Here is a 17,641-nt window from a genome sequence, read left to right as displayed (position 1 = left end):
TACCCCCATCCGCCTATACCTGTATTTTATCCAGCCACTCCCAGGAGCCGCCGGGAAAGCCGCACAGCATCAGCAGCATTGACAGCATAGCCGTCAGCTCCGATTTTATCAGCAAAACTCTGCGAAATCGGTCCGCCACCAATAATTACTTTATAGCTGTCTTTAATGTTCTGCTCTTGTAAAAGCTGTACAACTGCGGCCATTCCCTCCATGGTAGTAGTCATCAATGTTGCCACAGCAATGATATCGGCGTTAACCTCCTTGGCTTTTTCCACAAAGGCTGACGGTGAAATATCTCTACCCAAATCAAAAACATCAAAACCGGAAGTTTCCAGCATAATTTTTACCAAATTCTTGCCAATATCATGAGTATCACCTTCTACAACCCCAATAACTACTTTGCGTTTTTCGCCTTGCTCTGCAACTTTGATATGCCCTTTTAGCACCTCAAGCCCGGCATACATAGCGTCAGAGCATAATAGCAATTCAGGAATAAAGTACTCCTCTTCCTCAAACAATGTTCCCGCCCGGTCCATGCCATCAGACAAGCCCTTTTCAACGGCTTCATAGGCATCAATTTCCTTTGCTATAATTTCCTCTGCCAGACTTACCGTTTCCTCCTCATTCATATCCACAACTGCATCAGATAGTTTTTTGAATAATTCTTCCTTATTTACCGGCATTTTAAGCCCTCCCATAATATTTTAAATTTACCTGGCGCCAATCCCGAATTGTTCTTCCTGAACCGTTTCATACGGCGCAAGATGGATAAATTCGTCTTGGCACCAAGGACCATTAACTAGTTTGTTTATATAGGTACTCTCGCCTTGTATTGTCTCATGCCGCAGATCAAGAAGCTCTGCGATCTTATTGGATTCTTTAAGACTCTCTACCTCGCCTTGACAACCGGTATGAATAAAAAGCACGCGTTGATAACTGTCATACATTTGGGAAAGAATGCGCACTGCCTTTTTCTCACCAAATTTATCTATAATTCGCTGGTGTTCCGAAAGTATATTTTTTTCCGTAATCATCCAACCGCAACTCAAATAAAATGTGCCTCTTTCCTCTTTACTGAGCCGCTCATACCGCTTCCTTGAACCGAGAAGAATGGGGATACAATCATGTACTCGCGGAATAATGAGCGGACTATCCGAGGCCTGTAAGTCTCTGGCAGCCCCGCCGCAAAGACCAAAGGCCAAAATAATTCTTTCGTATCCTAGCGACTGATCAAGGAGTCTTTGCAACTCACTATTCAGCTTTTTCGGCTGCAGATGGAGCCCCATAGAAATAAACTCAAACTCGATATCTTGCTTTGCCTCTATTCCACGCAGTTCTTCCTTCATAACTTCACAGGCAATAATTTTTACTGTCATGAAGCCTTCACAACATTTTCCCTGCCAACCCCTAAAAAGGCCACTACGTTAGCTAATGGTACGCTTGGCGGAATATCGCAGCCAGGCATAAGAATATAATTGGCACCACGGCCAGCCTGCTGGATGCTCTGCCTGGCAGCTCGTATGATTTCATCTACCGTTCCATCTTTGAGCAGCACCGGATTTACGTTGCCAGCCAACGCTATTTTTCCTGCCAAATTCTTTTGCGCCAGCTCCAAATCCACTTTATAATCAACTGATAATACATCAACATTAAGCTGGGGAGCCAGCTGCACGCGGTCTCTAATATTGCCACAAATATGCAGGGTAGTATACGCTTCTCTTTTTTTCAATTCATCATTAACCTTCTTTATATACGGCGCAACGAATTCTTCAAAATGTATAAGCGAAATAAGGTCTCCCGATGCGGTAGGTTCTGCAATTGATAGAATGCGCGCTCCTGAATCAATGGCCGGCGCCAGGTAGGCTATACAAACCGCTGTCATAACTTCAAGCAATGCGTGTATACCTGCTTTATCTTTATATAGGCCTGACATTAGCTTTTCTACGCCGTAAAACTGCCCTGCCAACGTAAACGGGCCCCAACTGGACGTTCCTATCAGAAATTCATTGCCAATTTGCTCATTCACTTGCGAAATAATCAAACGCAGGGCACGAATCCACTCTTGGCTATCGATTTGGCTCAAATCAATCCGGTCAGCCTCCGCAATTTGGGCAAATGCCGGCTCAATTACATCAATATTTCCCTGCGGCCGAAATTTAATTTTACCGCCAAAAATATGAGCAAGCAGGTTGTGATAGCCTGACCCTGGCCACACAATGTCAGACTGAATTACTTGGTTAATGGCGATAATAGCAGGCGCACCCAGTTCCGGCTTTTCCAGTACTTCCTGCAAAGTCAGACCCTTTTGTCGAAATGCCCAGGTCCCGCCGGACAGGAGTGCTGCCGGAATTTGGGACTGACTGGATGGTTTATTACTCTTCACCTGTAAAGCCTGGAGAATTCTGTCCAACATACTTCTCCTCATCTCCCCTTACAATCATCACCTGCCGATAATAATTGTGCTGATTAGATCCTCGATAAGTGTTAAACCGCCATTAAAGCCGGCATAGCCCCTGCTGATAACTGCCCTGTTGGCAATAGGAAAACTAACACTTAAATGCCCGGCGCCTAGATCCATGGCCAGTTCACGGTCAAGAGCGCTGCCGATGACAAAGGACGGGCTCAAGGGATTTGTGTATTTGCCGGCCAGCGGCTGCTTCTTGCGCCAATGGGTACGCGCCGCATCAGCAATCACACTGCCATCGGTGTGAAAAACCACTTCCGGAGCTAAGTCGCTTGCTAATCTGCTTAACTGGCCGGCAATCTGTTCTTGCTGTTCTTCCTCCAAAATATCGGTAATACCCACAACCTCCGGCAGCCACCCCAAATCGTCGGCCAAAAAGCGGGTAAGACTTACCGCATAATTGGTATCGCCAATAATTACGGCATACCGCTGCAAATCTATATCATTAAAGCCATCAGCCAGCGGTTCCAATAAGCTGTAATACCGCTTTGTCTCATACTGAATTACCTCTTCCACCAACGTAGCGTCCAGATACAATGCTTCCCTAACCTGACGTAAAAACGCGCTGGCAGCTGTCGGCCCAACCGGTAGTGTTGCAGACAAATAGGGCGTACCATGAACCTCCTCTGCCACCTGAGCCGCACCCTGGCCAACAACTTCTGACACCACAATATTTAACGCCGCACTACCGGCCTCGCGGATTCTATCCACACTGTCATCTACAGTAAAGAAGCTGTTTACCGTCAAGCCCAGCTTTTCCAGCAAACGCCGGATTTCCGCTATATTTCCGCGCCAGAAAACATCGATAAAAGGAGTAATTCCCCATAAATTTACTGAACGCGGCTGTTTTTTATCCGTTTTCTGTACAAAATCCTTAAATAAACTTTGCAGCACTAAATCATACCCCTGATAGGAGTTACCGCGAAAGCCGCCAGTTTCCGCAAAGAAAATAGGAACACCCTGTTCCTGCAAAGGCCTGACTACAGATCCGACATCATCGCCGATGACCTCGGTAACACAACTGGTAATAACAACATACAAATCCCCTTGCATAACGTCGAACATATTCCTGATTTCTTCTTCCAGCCGCTCAACACCGCCAAAGACAACCTCTCGTTCCTGGACATTAGAGCCAGGCATGCTCAGCCCGCCGCAATAACCACCGACCTGCAGCCCGGAACCACCGGCCTGTGTCCAGGTAAAGTTACTGGCGCAGCCTGGCGGTGCGTGCAATATCGGCACTGCTTTCGGCAAAGCGCTCACGGTAGCGATAGCTCCGCCCAAAGCGCAGGTATAACGGGGTCTTTCAATAAATTTATAATTGCTCATTCGTTGTCACCGCCTGCCGTTTTAATATACTTAAATGGATTTTGCTGATACCAGGATTCTTTATAGGGCAAAACGGCATGCTGGCTGAGATTGGTATTAAAGCGGGGATTTCTTACTTGGCGGTATAAGCGTCTGGCCAGCTCATAGGCGCCCTTATAGCCGATATAATGCAAACCGGAATTATAAATAACATGAGTGGAAATACCGAGTTTAGCGGCTGTACTATTGCCATTCATATGACCAAGATAAATATCTGGTTTTAGTTTACGCAGCAAATTGGCTTCTTCAAACGGCTGGCAATTGGCAATATTGAGCGGCAAATCCTTGCCGACAAGCCGTACCAGCTTTTCATATTCTACTTCGGCAAATTCATCATGATGAAATGCCCGGATACCTACAATCTCAAAGCCCAGTTCGGCCAGCAGTATGGCTGTGGAAAGTGCCCGGAACTCGCCAGCACTGCTAAACGCCTTTTTACCTATGAACATCGGCTTAAGCGGCGCCAGCGCAGCCGCCAAATCGGCTTCTTCCCGCGCAATCAAGGCGCGCGCTGGCTCACCAAGGCCAAAGAAATCAGCCACATCCTGCAGCCACTTGCCGGTATTTTCAATGCCAATCGGCATATGTCTGATGATAAATGGCACTTGATATTTTTCCTTTAAATAGGTAAGCATATAATCATCATGTGTCGGGCAAGTACTAATTGATAAATCGGCTTCTGTCATGCGCTGCATCCCGTCAGGATCAGCAAAAACCGGGAAAATATTGACCGAAATTCCCAATTCATTTAACAGACGCTCAAGCTCCAGTTCATCAAGCCGCCCCATAGATGATACATTCATCAAATTGACGGTAATGCCGGTTTTTTCTTTGTTTATTGCCGGCTGCTCATTATCTGTCAGTAAATTCCGGCCAATTGCATGATATATGGCATCATAAGAAGTAGCCCAAATTTTTGTCTTAAAGCCTTCGCAATGTACCGGCAATAGTTTTGCTACAACTTCCGGCTGCGTCTGCTCAACCACACTCTCCACATCGTCACCAATAATTCCAGGCACACAACTGGCAACGATAAAAATTACAGCAGGCCGGTAACGCCGGTCGGCCTCGATAATCGCCTGCGCTAGTTTGGGTTCACCGCCGCTGATAACATCAGATTCAGTCAAGCCTGTTGACAGCCAGCGGCCATCCTTAACCACACCCCAACGCTGGTTATTACCGCCGCGAACAGCAGCATTACCGCAATGACTGGATGAACCGCAGCCCAAACCGCCATGCATGAGTACTACACTATTGGGAATGCTGTTCATCGTCCCCAGGGCAGGTAATAACAAACAAATGGAATTTTGCGTAAAGCTGCGTTCATTGCCTGGCTGACAACACTGCAAACCGCGGCCGGCTACCTCACCTAATGCCGCTCCATGGGCAATGCAGGCTTTTAACCGGTCTTCCCGGCGGGGCGGTTCTTTCAGCTCAAAATAACTCACTGTTGCATCCTCTCCCTTATCTCACCACATAATCACTTCAAATTGACAAACAACCTCTTTGTCCTTAGAATCTTCCTTTATATATTTCACTGAATCCCCTTTGAAACGAGCTCACTACCGTAAGCCAAGCCCGGTCAACTTGCGTTCAACAGCGCACCATGAACGCTTGGCATAAATCAGCGGAACTGAGTGGGCCTTGGCATGGCTTTTGATCGCTTTAGCCATATTGTGATTGATATAGTCGGTAAAGACCAACACGAAAGCTGCTGCCTTTGGTATATTCATCTTTCTTACCTCACCAGGGTTTCGACCAGTAATATGAGCGATTTCAGTTACACCCATACTCCGCATTTTTTGTTCAATTGCTCCTAAATAATCTGCGCCGATAACCAAAGCCGTCATATTCTCATCCCCTTACTATTAGTTATTCAAAAATAAAAAGACAACTGGATTCTCTACAATGTAGATATCAGTTGCCTCCGGTACTTTCCAGTCAGCAATTGTCCATTTTTAAATAAAGAAAAGGCAATCATAGACTGCTCAGCAGCCAATGATTGCCTCCGGTGTTCCGGTCAGCGTCTATATTCTCAAATATTAGACTTATAGTAGCATACAGCTAAAGAGGTGTCAACCCCTGAGGAAATTTATTGAGGGCTTACTTTAAAATTAACCCTTGACACTTTTTCACTTCTTATCATATAATTGCAGTACATCAATTTCATTTTAGGCTGATCAGATACACTGAAGGCCAAAAGAAACGAGCCGTTTCTTTTGGCCTTTTTTTGTTTTTCCTAAAATAAATTAGCGCACTGAAAGGAGTACGGAAAAATGAGAATAGCAAAGGTGGTGGCGTCAAATGGCTAAAGACCAAATGACACCAATTGAACGATTAACAGCTTACAATCAAGGAGATCCCATTGATCGTCTGCCATGTGTCCCCATTGTGGGCAACACAGCGGCGCGGGTTATTGGCGTCAAAGTCAGTGAGCTGCCAACAAGTGGAAAATTACTGGCGCAAGCCCAGATTGCCGCTTACCGGCGGTTTGGCTATGATATCATCCGCATATTTACCGACCTCTACGGGCAGGCCGAAGCCATGGGCGCCGTCATTCACTATCCGGAAGACGAAACAGCCTATCTGGACAAACCGGCCCTGACCGATATAAGCCAGATTGATAACCTGAAGCCAGCAGACCCTTATAAGGACGGCCATCTGCCTGTTCAACTGGAAGCCATGAAAATCGCGGTAGCTGAAGTAGGCAAAGAAGTAACCGTCACCGGAGCACTTACCGGCCCCTTTACCACTGCATCGTTTCTCATTGGCGCCGAAAATCTGGCCCGGCTTGTTGCCAAGAATCCGGAGGCTGTCCATCGCTTATGCCGCCTGTCACTGGAAACCTGCCTTACCTATGCTAAAGCAATTATTGATACTGGCTGCACCCCCAGCCTGACTGATCCCATGTCCTCTGCAACCATTATCAGCCCTCAGAAATTCAAAGATTTTTCTCTCCCCTATCTAAAGGAGCTTATTGACTATATTCACTCCCGGGGCAAAGGAGTAACCCTGCACATCTGCGGTAAAACCGCCAAGGTGTGGGAGCAGATGGCTGATGCCGGTGCTGATTGTATCAGTATTGATAATGCCGCTAGTCTCACCGAGGCCAAAGAGAAAGTGGGCAGCAGGCTGCGATTGATGGGAAATGTTAAGCCCTCCGAAATCATGCTGCAAGGCACCGTGGCTGATGTTCGTCTGGCTGTGCTTAGCGGTGTTCGCGAAGCCTATAACAATCCAAAAGGCTATATTGTAGCTTCTGGCTGCAGTCTGCCTACGGAAACACCCTTCGCCAACATTGATGCCATGCTTGACGCTGTCCGCGAAATTGGCTATCCCATCACCGAAGAGAAATTGAATCTTTTGGAACAGAGGTGGTCTAAGTGACAGTGGTAAACGAAAAAGACCGCTTACTAGGAGTATTAAATAAACAACAAACAGACCGCCCCCCGGTTATCTGCCCTGGCGGTATGATGAATGCCGCCATTGTCGATGTCATGAAAAGCAGCGGGCAAACCCTGCCTGCCGGCCACTCGGATGCCGCTTTAATGGCCGATCTGGCTTATGCCGTACACAACCTCACTGGGTTTGAAAACTTTGGTCTTCCTTTTTGCATGACCGTAGAAGCCGAAGTCCTGGGCAGCGAGATTGATTTAGGCACCTTGGAATGCGAACCCAAAATAAGCCGTGAGGTATTTGCCGCTGCCGCCAGGGTGGAATACAAAGATATCCCAACCATGCTGAATTCCGGCCGGATACCGGTAGTCTGCCAGGCTGTTTCGCTTTTAGCCGCAAGATACCCTGACATTCCTGTTATTGGCAGTCTGACTGGCCCGGTGAGTACAGCTGCCTCTATTGTTGATCCAATACAATTCTTAAAAGATTTACGCAAAGATCCGGCAAATGCTCATCGGGTATTCGACTATGTAACCAAGCTGCTCATCGGCTTTGCCGATAAGCTAATTGAGCATGGTGCTACAGTCATCGAAATTGGTGATCCAACCGCAACCGGAGAAATCCTTGGCCCGAAGATGTTTGCCGAATATGCCGTACCTTATCTTAACAAGCTCATCACAGCTGTCCACGAAAAAGGAGTGCCGGTTATCGTTCATATTTGCGGCAATTTAAATAGTGTAAAACCGTTAATTTCCACTCTTGAAGCCAACGCCGTCAGTACAGATGCCATAGTCAACTTAAAGCGGCTAAAAGACGAATTCCCCCAACTTACCACTATGGGAAATGTCAGTACCTATCTCTTAGAGCTAGGGCCTGCTGAAAAAGTGGCCGTACAAACCAAAAACCTACTGGCCCAGGGCATTAATATTATTGCCCCAGCCTGCGGGTTAAGCACCTCCAGCCCCTTAGCCAATATCCAATCCATGACCCATGCGGTCAAGACCAATTTTGCGAAAGAAGGGGTGTAAGCTTTGTGACCATACTACGCTTTTGGCAGGATAACAGCCAACCGGCAGCCACTGCCGTTTCCTTTGAAGCACAGGACAACATTACCGTTCTAGCTGCCGCCAGAGCTGCCGGTGTTTTGGTTGAATCCCCTTGCAACGGTGCCGGTACTTGCGGCAAATGCAAAGTTCGTATTCCGGCATATCCCCCTGAAGCACTCTTGGTTCTGCCCGGTTGCCACCACACATTATCGCCGGAAGAAATCAGTCAAGGCATCTTTCTCGGTTGCACTACTGAAATTCAAGGGCAAACCCTGGCTACTGATGTAATCGATATCTTCGTCCTTGAGCGTCAGGATAAAAGCAATGTACAAATCTTAAGTCAGGGACAACAGCTGGCTGTAACCCTTGCTCCCAACATAACCAAACAGTATTTGCCTGACAATAGCCAAACTTTAGTATTGGCAGGCAAATCAGTACTGGGAACAGAACCGGGAAATACTGCAGCTATTGCCCATGGTCTGGTTGTTGATATTGGCACAACTACTTTGGTAATGGCATTATTTGACCTTACTACCGGCCAGGAACTTTCTGCCGTATCAGCGCTCAATCCGCAAAGTCTGCATGCCCAAGACGTTTTATCCCGCATCAAGCTGGGAAATTCCCCTGAAGGCCTGGCAACTCTCTACACTGAGATTATTGGCGCTATCAACAGCATGATTAGCCAACTGACTCAAACCACAGGCATCCAGCCACAAAGCATTTATGAGATCGTGTTCAGCGGCAATACCTGCATGCTGCATCTGGCGATGAATACCAATCCTGCTTCGCTGGGGAAATTCCCCTACACACCCGTTCTTTGGGGTAACAGCTATCATGGAGCAGCAGCTATCGGCCTTACTGCCGCTCCCTTTGCCCAAGTCTACCTGCCGCCAGTTATGTCGGCCTATGTGGGAGCAGATATCACTGCCGGAATTTTAGCTGCAGACTTAGCCAATCTTGAAGGCACTACACTGTTTGTCGATATTGGCACCAATGGTGAAATGGCCTTGGCGGTTAACGGTCGCCTTTCAGTAACCTCAACAGCTGCCGGTCCGGCCTTCGAAGGCATGAACATCGCCTGCGGCATGAGAGCTGCCCCTGGGGCCATTGAAAAATTCAAAGTAGCACACAGCGGGGATGTGGACGTAAAAACCATTGCCGACACTCCGGCTGTTGGTATCTGCGGCAGTGGCCTGCTTGACATTGTTGGTGAGCTTGTCAGAACCAAACTAATCAATAAGACAGGAAAATTTGCTGGAACAGAAACTAATCATACTCACCCTTTGCAGCGGCGGTTAAAAAAGGAAAATGGCAAAACCGTATTTGCCATCCACCAAACCGTCTATTTATCGCAAAAAGATATTCGCCAGGTACAGCTGGCCAAAGGAGCCATCCGGGCAGGCATTGAATGTCTGCTTGATGCCAATGGACTAAGTACTACCGAAGTTGACCGCGTATTTATCGCCGGTTCTTTTGGATTTCACCTTAATGCCGACAGTCTGATCAACATCGGTATGCTGCCTGAGGCCTTTAGAGGAAAAATCGATTTTCTCGGCAACACTGCCAAAACAGGCGGTCAGGCCCTGCTATTAAATCAAGATTCCCGCCAAATGATCGCTAACCTGGTAAAACAGGTGGAAGTGTTAGAGCTAGCCACCTATAGCGACTTTGATAAAACTTTTATTAACTGCCTGAATTTCTAAGGAGGTATTTTCATGAGTGATCAACAAGCTTCTGAGCGCCTTAGCTGCGCCGACTGCCATCAACTAAATTGCTATCGCCGTGACAAGCGGTTCCCTGACTTTTGCCTGACTGTAACCTCACGCGGCGATGCCAATATTGACGCTGAAATTGAAAAAGTCAAAACTATCTACACGGAAGAAGGCCCTGACCGCCAGATGGCACTGGCAGCGGCTGAAATCGAAGGCTTGTACTATGGCAAGCTCACACGAGTAGAAGAAATCATAGCATTTGCTAAACGAATTGGCGCCAAAAAAATTGGCATTGCCACCTGCATTGGCCTTATTGAAGAAACGCGGGTATTTTCAAAGATCCTTGCCGCTAAAGGTCTTGAGAGCTACAGCGTCATATGCAAAGTAGGTTCTCTTGACAAAACCGAAATTGGCGTGCCAGCCGAATATAAAGTGCAGAAAGGCTGCCATGAATCCCTCTGCAATCCTATTCTTCAGGCTCGCCTCTTGAATCAGGCCGCAACTGACCTCAATGTTATCGTCGGACTCTGCGTTGGTCATGATTCCTTGTTTATCAAACATTCTAACGCCCCTGTCACAACTCTCATAACCAAGGACCGGGTATTAGGGCATAATCCGGCAGCGGCGCTCTATACAAGTGGTTTCTATTATAAACGCCTCTTGCAGGAAGAAAAGGAGTGATACTCAGTGCGCAAGCCTCGTCTACTTATCGCCAGCCTCACCATTGCTCTTGTTTTTAGCCTACTACTTGCTGGCTGCGGTCAACAAAAGGCTGAGCAGTCAGCAACACCCTCGGCTGCACAATCAACCACCCCCACTGATAAAATCAAATTCAAAATTGGTTATCTGCCTGCTGTAGGCGATATCTTGTCGTTTGTTGCCAAAGAGAAAGGGTTCTTCGAGCAAGAGGGCCTTGATGTTGAGCTATTTCAGTTTACTAACTCCGGGGAAGGTCTCAATGCGATCAAAGCCGGCAAACTGGACGCCGGCGCCTTTGGTACCTCTGCTCCCCAAGTCTTTATCGCGAAAGGAACTCCCTTTGTCGATATCGGCGGTATGCAAAGTGAAGGCCATGCTGTTGTAGCCAAACCGGAAAATGCCCAGCAGTATTCCAATCTGCAGGGTTTTGTCGGTAAAAAGGTTGCTACTGTTCGCCTGGCAACCGGTGATGCTGTTTGGCGAGCAGCCATGTCCAAGGCAGGTATTGACTGGAAAACACAAGTCACCATCCAAGAGCTTGATTCTCCTGCCGCTGTACTTGAGGCTGTTAAAAAAGGAGCAGCTGATGTCGGCCTTGTATGGGTTCCCTTTTCTGAAATGGCCGAACAACAGGGCTTACAAATCGTCTCTTGGTCCTCTGAGTACATGCCGGGACATGTATGCTGCCGGGTAGTCGCGCTCGAAGATAAAATCAAAGATAACAAAGAAGCCTATATCCGCTTATCCCGCGCCAGCATTCGCGCCTATGACTTCTATATCAATAACCAGGAAGAAACCCTTGATATCGCGAGTAAATATGTCAAGCTAGACCGGGAATTACTCAGAAAAGCCACCTACAGCGGTCACATCCACAGCATCCCTGATCCTGACAAAAAAGGGTTTATCGCCTTTTGGGAAGCTATGAAGACCGCCGGTTATATTCAAAGTGACATTGATATTTCCAAGCATGTAAACACAGAAATTTACAAAACGGCCCTCGACCAGCTGCAACAGCGGGACCCACAGAATAGTACCTATCAAAAGCTGGCTAAAGACTTTGTAATAAACAATCAGTAAACTCGTTTCAGCATAGCTGAAACATTGGGGATTCAGGTGGAGAGTCTGCTCCACCTGAATTAACGCCGCCTGTAGAGGCGGGAGTCTTGACTCGCGTACTAAGATAATCGAAACGGAGGGATGGCTTGTGGCCTTACTGAATCTTGCATCTGTTTCTCTTACTTATCCGGGCGACGAGCGTCCGGCCGTAGAAAACCTATCACTAAGCATAAACCAGGGTGAACTCTTAGCAGTAGTCGGTCCCAGTGGTTGCGGCAAAAGCTCAACCATCGGCCTGCTGGCCGGACTGACACCAGCCACAAGCGGCCTGCTTACATTAAATGACCACCCGATTCTTGCCCCCGGCCCGGACAGGGCTGTTGTCTTTCAAGACTACTCTCTGTTCCCCTGGATGACAGCCCTTGATAACATCATCTTTGCCCTTGAGGAATCAGGCCGGGCGACAGGTAAAGCTGCCGGTGAACAAGCCAAAAAGTTGCTGGATATGGTCGGTCTCAGCAGTTACAGCCATAAATATCCCAGTGAACTGTCAGGCGGCATGCGTCAGCGGGTAGCCATCGCCAGGGCCTTTGCCCTTGATGCCCCGGTCTATCTTATGGATGAACCCTTTGGCGCGGTAGACGCCAAAAACCGGGTAAGCTTACAAGATCTGCTGCTCAAGCTATGGGCTGGTGATGGTAACAAAAAAACAGTATTTCTGGTCACTCATGATATTGACGAAGCCCTGTATCTTGCCGACCGCATTGCGGTGTTTACTCCCGGTCCGGGAAAAGTCCAGAAGATCATTGATGTTCCCTTCCCCCGGCCCCGGCGGCGTTTTTTCCTGGTGCAAGATCCCCGTTATATTGAACTGCGCAACGAAATCCTGTCCTTGCTGCAAAAAGAAATTCTAGCAGAACTCCAACAAGTGGAAGGAGGCGCCGGCATATGAGTCAGACCAGCCGCGACCGCTTGTTATTAGGCATTGCTATCCTGCTGCTGTGGCAGCTAAGTACCGCCTGGTTAAAACTGCTCGATCCTCAGCTCTTCCCACAGCCGATACAAGTTCTTCGCCTGCTTGTCGAAGACCGTCAGGTATTTTTAAAAAGTCTGCTCAGTTCCTTTACGCTGTTATTCTGGGGCTGCACCCTGGCAGCGCTGCTCGCCATCCCCCTGGGGCTCATTGTTGGCTGGAACCGGCGGCTGCGACTGGCTATCGAACCGGCTACCAATGTCCTGGGACCCATCCCGCCTATTGTCTATATTCCCTATGCCATTGCCATATTACCGACTTTTACACAATCCTCCATCTTTATCATCTTTATTGGCGCTTTTTGGCCATTATTCATGAATACGATCGCTGGCGTAGAAGCCCTGGAAAAGGGTATTGTTGATTCTGCCAAAACCATCGGTGTCAGCAAAAAATCCATGCTTACTAAGATTCTCTTGCCAGGAGCTATGCCTCATATCGTCAGCGGCGGTGCTATCAGTATGGTGTTGGCATTTATCCTATTAACAGCAGCCGAGATGATTGGCGCCACCAGTGGCCTGGGCTGGTATGTAAAATATTTCTCCGACTTTGCTGATTATCCAAGAGTCGTTGCCGGGATTATTGTCATCGGTGCAGTCGTGCTGACAATAATGACCTTATATCACCGGCTGACCAGCTACCTGCTGCGCTGGCGGAAGTAATGCATAATTAAGACTTAACCCTCCCAAAAAAGAGACCAGGTCGCAGGCACTGGTCTCTTTCTGCTCTTATCAACGAGGAAAACACTGTCTTGGGAAACAGAATCTGGGGGAACACTGACGCGGGAAACACTGGCGCGGGAAACATTGGCGTGGAAAGCATTGACGGGGAAAACAGAATCTGGGGAAGCACTGACGGGGAAAACAAAACCGTCGCGGATTACAAAACCTTGGAGAACAACCAAATGGGAAGCATTGACGAAAATCGTTGGATTCCGCTTCCTCATATTCTTCTGCATCCCATTCCTCAATTTCGGGAAACTCCCAGTCATCTCTTGGCACTATACTCATCCCCTCTTATGAAATTGCCGTAAGTAAGAAAGTCACGGCTATTACATAATATGGATCACTGCCTTCAAATGACACTCTTTGATTTTGGTATATGTAAATATATTCGAAACGACAGCATATCCCTTTACGAGGAATGCGCTGCCGTCTTGTTCACACTTTTTTTCTTTCGTTTGATGCAGTCAACAAATGCCTCCAGTCTGGTGAGAACACCAACATTGCTGGCGTGTTCATCAACACTTAATGACAGTAAGGGCAAATTAAAGTCCTGCGCAATATTTTTGAGTGCATATTGAGCTACTATTTCAGGCATACAGCCAAAAGGATATACATGGATAATCCCGTCATAACCGTGCTGGGCGCACCATAACGCACTCCCTACTGATTTTAGCCCATCACCGCCAACATGATGATTAAGATAGGGCCGGGCCTGCTTCTGGTACGCGCGCTCCTCATTATATAGCCCCAGGGAGCTCAATAATGTATTGGCATAGACCCACGCCCCTGTATTAACCAACTTTTTAACCTCTATCCCTTGTTTAATCAATACGTCTTCCACTCTATAATTGACATACGGCTCAAGCAACAAATAAAATTCTCCAACTAAGCCAACTTTCGGCGGTTGGCTATCATCCTCTTCACTCATTGACTTTATCAATTGAATAACCCGATTTTGTTTATCCTTAACATCGCTAAAAGCGCGACAATCACGAAACTCTCCAGCTGATTGGTTCGCTATATCAATGATACTATCCGGCGTAGCAGACCGTGATCCATAAAAATTTTTGGCATTGTTTATGGCATCAAGAGCTTTTAGTGTTTTTATTGCCATAGTAAGTTGTTTTACTATCTCCAAGCGACTAACCCCTGGAGCCACATTTTGTAAAAAATGATATAACCCGGTAAGGAGATGGTTGGTATCAATGGTGTAAAATCCCACATCTTTAGTCTTGGAAAGCTGAATTTTTTGTACGGCACTATAAAACCCAAAGCGGCATTTTCCCGCACCACACATGGTTACAAATGTATCTGCACCCTTGTCAATACTCTCCAGAAAATTACCCATGTTCATTTTATAAGGCAAACATACACCTTCCGGCGAATACATTGAACCCAATTCAACCGTTTTCCGGGAAATTGCCGGAGCTTCAACAACTTCAACACCAAGGTTTGTCAGCATGTTGTAGACCGGTATACTAAGATAGCCCATCTGCGGGTAACTTACCTTCAAGCTTTAACCTCCTTGCTACCATATCCCAAAAGGCTTCCACTCGCGTAATAAGTCCGGCATTGCCGGTATGTTCATCAATAGTAAGTACCATATGTGGTTTATTGCTTGGTTTAAAAATATGATGCTCCAGATATTCGTTAACAAGCGAGTCAGGACCACAGCCAAAGCTTGACACGATAATAACACCTGCAATATCTTCTTGTCCGCAGAAATACCGGGCAGCACCGGCGATTTTCATTGACAACTGCCAATAAATATCCTGCTGAAAGGCTTTCGCTTCCTCATAAAGTCTTTTGTTTGGCAAATCACTGGAGATAATAAGCTCTACCTCCTGGGACTTAAAAAAGTTTTCAATATCGCTATTGAAGAAAACATCTTTTATTATGTAACTATGACCGATAATCGCGATTTTGGCCTTTGCCGGGTGGACAGATTGGATCGGGATAGTATTCTTCCATTGTTTAACGGCCTGGCGGTAGGCCTGATATCCGGTAAAATCAGACAATCCCAGCGGCCGGCATATAGTGTGAACGGCCTTTGCTATTGTAGCAGTGGAGCTATTTTCAATATTAGGACTAAGTAACTTCTCATTAGCCAACCTAAACGTATTTTGCACGATATCCGGTAAACCGGCAAGTTTTGCACAAAGGTGATTATCCGGATAATACTGAGCGATGCGCGGTACGAAGATATGACTGCAGGTGGTTAATAAGGATTCGACATGTCCTAAGTAAACCTTCAATGGTATACAAGATTCATCGATGGCAAGCGACATCCCCCGGTCTAAAATTTGTTTATTGGTCTTACCGGAAAGAGCTACTGGAACTCCGATGTTCTGAAAGAAGTTCAGCCATAAACTGCCGAACTCATGGTATAGCAAAGCTTCAGGAATTCCAACTTTAACACCCATTTGTCTCACCTTGTCATATCTTAGTTTGCATAAGAAAAGACTTGGGCTTGGGCCAAGTCCGTCAGGACCCCGGCAGAAGCCTTAGTCGTTCAATCCAGGGAAAGTTAACTTTTCCAGTTGGAGAAAAAGGAGGTAGTTCTATCTACCTCCTTTTTGCTATTGTTGCTGATTACTTAATTTGGTTTCTGATGTAGTACTTACACGACTATTGAGTTGTGCAATATGACGATCCATATCTTGAGACATTTGCTCAAACATTGTCTGTGCACCTTGGTCGTCAGTAGATGCGGCAAAGGTTGCATACGTACCTTTGGCAGATTCAGCAGCAGCTAAAGCCTTCTCTAAGTCTTTTTTTACAGTCATAGCTCACACTAGCCTCCTACTTGATAGTTTACTGTTCCGTTTACTATTATTTTACAGACTGCTTTCGATTATAAGTGGAAATGTTTTACATTACCAGGGTATGGGCACCAACCTACCCCAAAGAGTACAATAGAGTTTGAGCTACTAGTTTAAGCCCAGGGGCATATACTTTAAAAACAGATTAAATGGAGGTTACCTGTGATATTCTTATATGCCTTTCTTGCCGTTCTTTGCCTGGGCTCGGCACCACTATTCGGTAAATCCGCCCTTGACAATATTAATCCTGTCACTACTCTGGTAATCCGAACCTTTATCGCTACCGGCCTTGTCAGTATCTGGCTGCTGCTTACGAAAACCTATGTTGAATTTACAGCTTTATCCTTATTCGGCTGGTTAATGATCAGTATGGAAGCACTTTTAGCAGCTGTCTTAGGTGAATTGGCATATTACTACGCACTTGAAAAAGGCGACGTTTATGAGATTGCAGTCCTCATGTCCTGCGCTCCGCTCGTCACAATTATTTTAGGCTATTTATTTCTGAGTCAGCCTTTGTCCCTCAGACAGCTTATTGGCGCACTTGTTGTAACAATCGGTCTGATAATCTTATGCGGCGATTAAACCTGGCAAGTTATTCGTCACTATTCTTGCTACTATAGTTTGAGGAAGTCTTGCTATTAACAAAAAGTTGCCCTTTAGAGTCAATCCCGGCATAGGTTACCTCAGATATGTCGTGGATGCTTCTCTCGCTTAATTGTTGCTTTAGCCAGGCTTCAGAGCGGTTTTGTCTATGTAAATTTCGCTCAATGATTACTCCATCCATAATTAATTCCACCGGAAACACAGGATCAGGCAAGTGAATATTAAAATCACTTTTCGTTACCGGCTGATAATCAGTCTTTTTTATTACGCTCAACTTTCCTGTAGTTTCTAAAATAGCATATTGTACTTCGGCAGGATCTAAGACCCCTTGCTCGCGTAACTGTCCATGCAGCTCATCTAAATCGTAGCGCAGGTTATGCATGTTTTCTTCAAGAATACTTCCGTTCTCTACCACAATTGTTGGCGATCCATCCAACAATTTCCGCAGAGGCCGACTTTTTAGCGTAACCACTGCTACTGCGTAGGTAAGTGCTACAAATAAGATAAGGTCATAGAAATGGCTCCACACTTTATCAGCATCTGCTGCTGCAATGTTGGCAGCAAGCGAGCCAATGGTAATACCACTAATGTATTCATAGAAGGTAAGTTGCCCGACCTGCGTTTTGCCAAGTATTCGAGTCAAAATTAGTAGACTTATGAATACTAGCGAGGTCTGCCAAGTATCGCGAAGAAATTCCTGCAATTCCATAATTTTTCCTC

General features: G+C 46.5%; 19 protein-coding genes. 9 read left to right on the top strand and 10 right to left on the bottom strand.

The genetic code is table 11. The annotated features are described in order from the left end of the window. Positions 1–26: 26 nt before the first annotated feature. The 6 genes from SALPA_RS17090 to SALPA_RS17065 form a co-directional block, all read right to left on the bottom strand. Positions 27–683 (bottom strand): corrinoid protein, encoded by a 657-nt coding sequence (locus SALPA_RS17090; RefSeq protein ID WP_145096633.1) that lies wholly within the window; start codon positions 681–683, stop codon positions 27–29. Positions 684–710: 27 nt separating this feature from the next. Continuing rightward, positions 711–1,376, bottom strand: coding sequence for a DUF1638 domain-containing protein (locus SALPA_RS17085; protein ID WP_145096630.1), 666 nt, complete (start codon positions 1,374–1,376; stop codon positions 711–713). Then, positions 1,373–2,413, bottom strand: a complete 1,041-nt coding sequence (locus tag SALPA_RS17080; RefSeq protein ID WP_145096627.1) for a uroporphyrinogen decarboxylase family protein — start codon at positions 2,411–2,413, stop codon at positions 1,373–1,375. The genes SALPA_RS17085 and SALPA_RS17080 overlap by 4 nt, the downstream gene beginning before the upstream one ends. Before the next feature lie 27 nt (positions 2,414–2,440). Next, positions 2,441–3,793: a nitrogenase component 1 gene (locus SALPA_RS17075; RefSeq protein ID WP_145096624.1), complete on the bottom strand. Its 1,353-nt coding sequence runs from the start codon at positions 3,791–3,793 to the stop codon at positions 2,441–2,443. Then, positions 3,790–5,280 (bottom strand): nitrogenase component 1, encoded by a 1,491-nt coding sequence (locus tag SALPA_RS17070; RefSeq protein ID WP_145096622.1) that lies wholly within the window; start codon positions 5,278–5,280, stop codon positions 3,790–3,792. The genes SALPA_RS17075 and SALPA_RS17070 overlap by 4 nt, the downstream gene beginning before the upstream one ends. A gap of 114 nt (positions 5,281–5,394) precedes the next feature. Further along, positions 5,395–5,682 (bottom strand): DUF2325 domain-containing protein, encoded by a 288-nt coding sequence (locus tag SALPA_RS17065; protein ID WP_145096619.1) that lies wholly within the window; start codon positions 5,680–5,682, stop codon positions 5,395–5,397. Between the two features lie 454 nt (positions 5,683–6,136). Between SALPA_RS17065 and SALPA_RS17060 the strand changes: the two genes are divergently transcribed. The 8 genes from SALPA_RS17060 (at position 6,137) to SALPA_RS17025 (ending at position 13,804) form a co-directional block, all read left to right on the top strand. Continuing rightward, complete coding sequence (locus SALPA_RS17060; protein ID WP_145096616.1) at positions 6,137–7,219, top strand: uroporphyrinogen decarboxylase family protein; 1,083 nt, start codon at positions 6,137–6,139, stop codon at positions 7,217–7,219. Further along, complete coding sequence (locus tag SALPA_RS17055; protein WP_145096613.1) at positions 7,216–8,256, top strand: uroporphyrinogen decarboxylase family protein; 1,041 nt, start codon at positions 7,216–7,218, stop codon at positions 8,254–8,256. Before SALPA_RS17060 ends, SALPA_RS17055 begins: the two co-directional genes overlap by 4 nt. Before the next feature lie 5 nt (positions 8,257–8,261). After that, on the top strand, positions 8,262–9,977 hold the full coding sequence (locus tag SALPA_RS17050) for an ASKHA domain-containing protein (RefSeq protein WP_255451245.1): 1,716 nt from the start codon (positions 8,262–8,264) through the stop codon (positions 9,975–9,977). A gap of 12 nt (positions 9,978–9,989) precedes the next feature. Further along, positions 9,990–10,667 (top strand): DUF1847 domain-containing protein, encoded by a 678-nt coding sequence (locus SALPA_RS17045; RefSeq protein WP_145096610.1) that lies wholly within the window; start codon positions 9,990–9,992, stop codon positions 10,665–10,667. 6 nt (positions 10,668–10,673) lie between these two features. Beyond that, positions 10,674–11,762, top strand: coding sequence for an ABC transporter substrate-binding protein (locus SALPA_RS17040; protein WP_145096608.1), 1,089 nt, complete (start codon positions 10,674–10,676; stop codon positions 11,760–11,762). Positions 11,763–11,889: 127 nt separating this feature from the next. After that, positions 11,890–12,693: an ABC transporter ATP-binding protein gene (locus SALPA_RS17035; RefSeq protein WP_222428028.1), complete on the top strand. Its 804-nt coding sequence runs from the start codon at positions 11,890–11,892 to the stop codon at positions 12,691–12,693. Then, entirely contained in the window at positions 12,690–13,433 is a 744-nt protein-coding gene (locus SALPA_RS17030) for an ABC transporter permease (protein ID WP_145096605.1), read from the top strand. Before SALPA_RS17035 ends, SALPA_RS17030 begins: the two co-directional genes overlap by 4 nt. Before the next feature lie 89 nt (positions 13,434–13,522). Next, a complete protein-coding gene (locus SALPA_RS17025; RefSeq protein ID WP_145096602.1) occupies positions 13,523–13,804 on the top strand; it encodes a hypothetical protein in 282 nt (93 codons plus the stop codon). A 101-nt stretch (positions 13,805–13,905) separates the two neighbouring features. On the opposite strand, the gene SALPA_RS17020 is transcribed toward SALPA_RS17025, so the two are convergent. From SALPA_RS17020 to SALPA_RS17010, 3 genes are all read right to left on the bottom strand, one after another. Then, a complete protein-coding gene (locus SALPA_RS17020) occupies positions 13,906–15,009 on the bottom strand; it encodes a hypothetical protein (protein WP_145096599.1) in 1,104 nt (367 codons plus the stop codon). Beyond that, on the bottom strand, positions 14,975–15,919 hold the full coding sequence (locus tag SALPA_RS17015; RefSeq protein ID WP_145096597.1) for an acyl-CoA dehydratase activase-related protein: 945 nt from the start codon (positions 15,917–15,919) through the stop codon (positions 14,975–14,977). The genes SALPA_RS17020 and SALPA_RS17015 overlap by 35 nt, the downstream gene beginning before the upstream one ends. Positions 15,920–16,075: 156 nt before the next feature. After that, the gene (locus SALPA_RS17010; RefSeq protein WP_145096594.1) at positions 16,076–16,282 is read right to left on the bottom strand and encodes a DUF1657 domain-containing protein; all 207 of its coding nucleotides are present in this window, start codon (positions 16,280–16,282) and stop codon (positions 16,076–16,078) included. A gap of 198 nt (positions 16,283–16,480) precedes the next feature. Here SALPA_RS17010 and SALPA_RS17005 point away from each other — a divergent pair, with 198 nt between their 5' ends. After that, on the top strand, positions 16,481–16,900 hold the full coding sequence (locus SALPA_RS17005; RefSeq protein WP_186451105.1) for an EamA family transporter: 420 nt from the start codon (positions 16,481–16,483) through the stop codon (positions 16,898–16,900). Between the two features lie 10 nt (positions 16,901–16,910). Here SALPA_RS17005 and SALPA_RS17000 read toward each other — a convergent pair whose 3' ends face one another. After that, the gene (locus tag SALPA_RS17000; RefSeq protein ID WP_145096588.1) at positions 16,911–17,630 is read right to left on the bottom strand and encodes a DUF421 domain-containing protein; all 720 of its coding nucleotides are present in this window, start codon (positions 17,628–17,630) and stop codon (positions 16,911–16,913) included. Positions 17,631–17,641: the final 11 nt, after the last annotated feature.

It is taken from the genome of Sporomusa sp. KB1 (assembly GCF_007830295.1).
Lineage (GTDB): Bacteria > Bacillota > Negativicutes > Sporomusales > Sporomusaceae > Sporomusa.
This window is presented reverse-complemented; position numbering and strand designations above follow the sequence as displayed.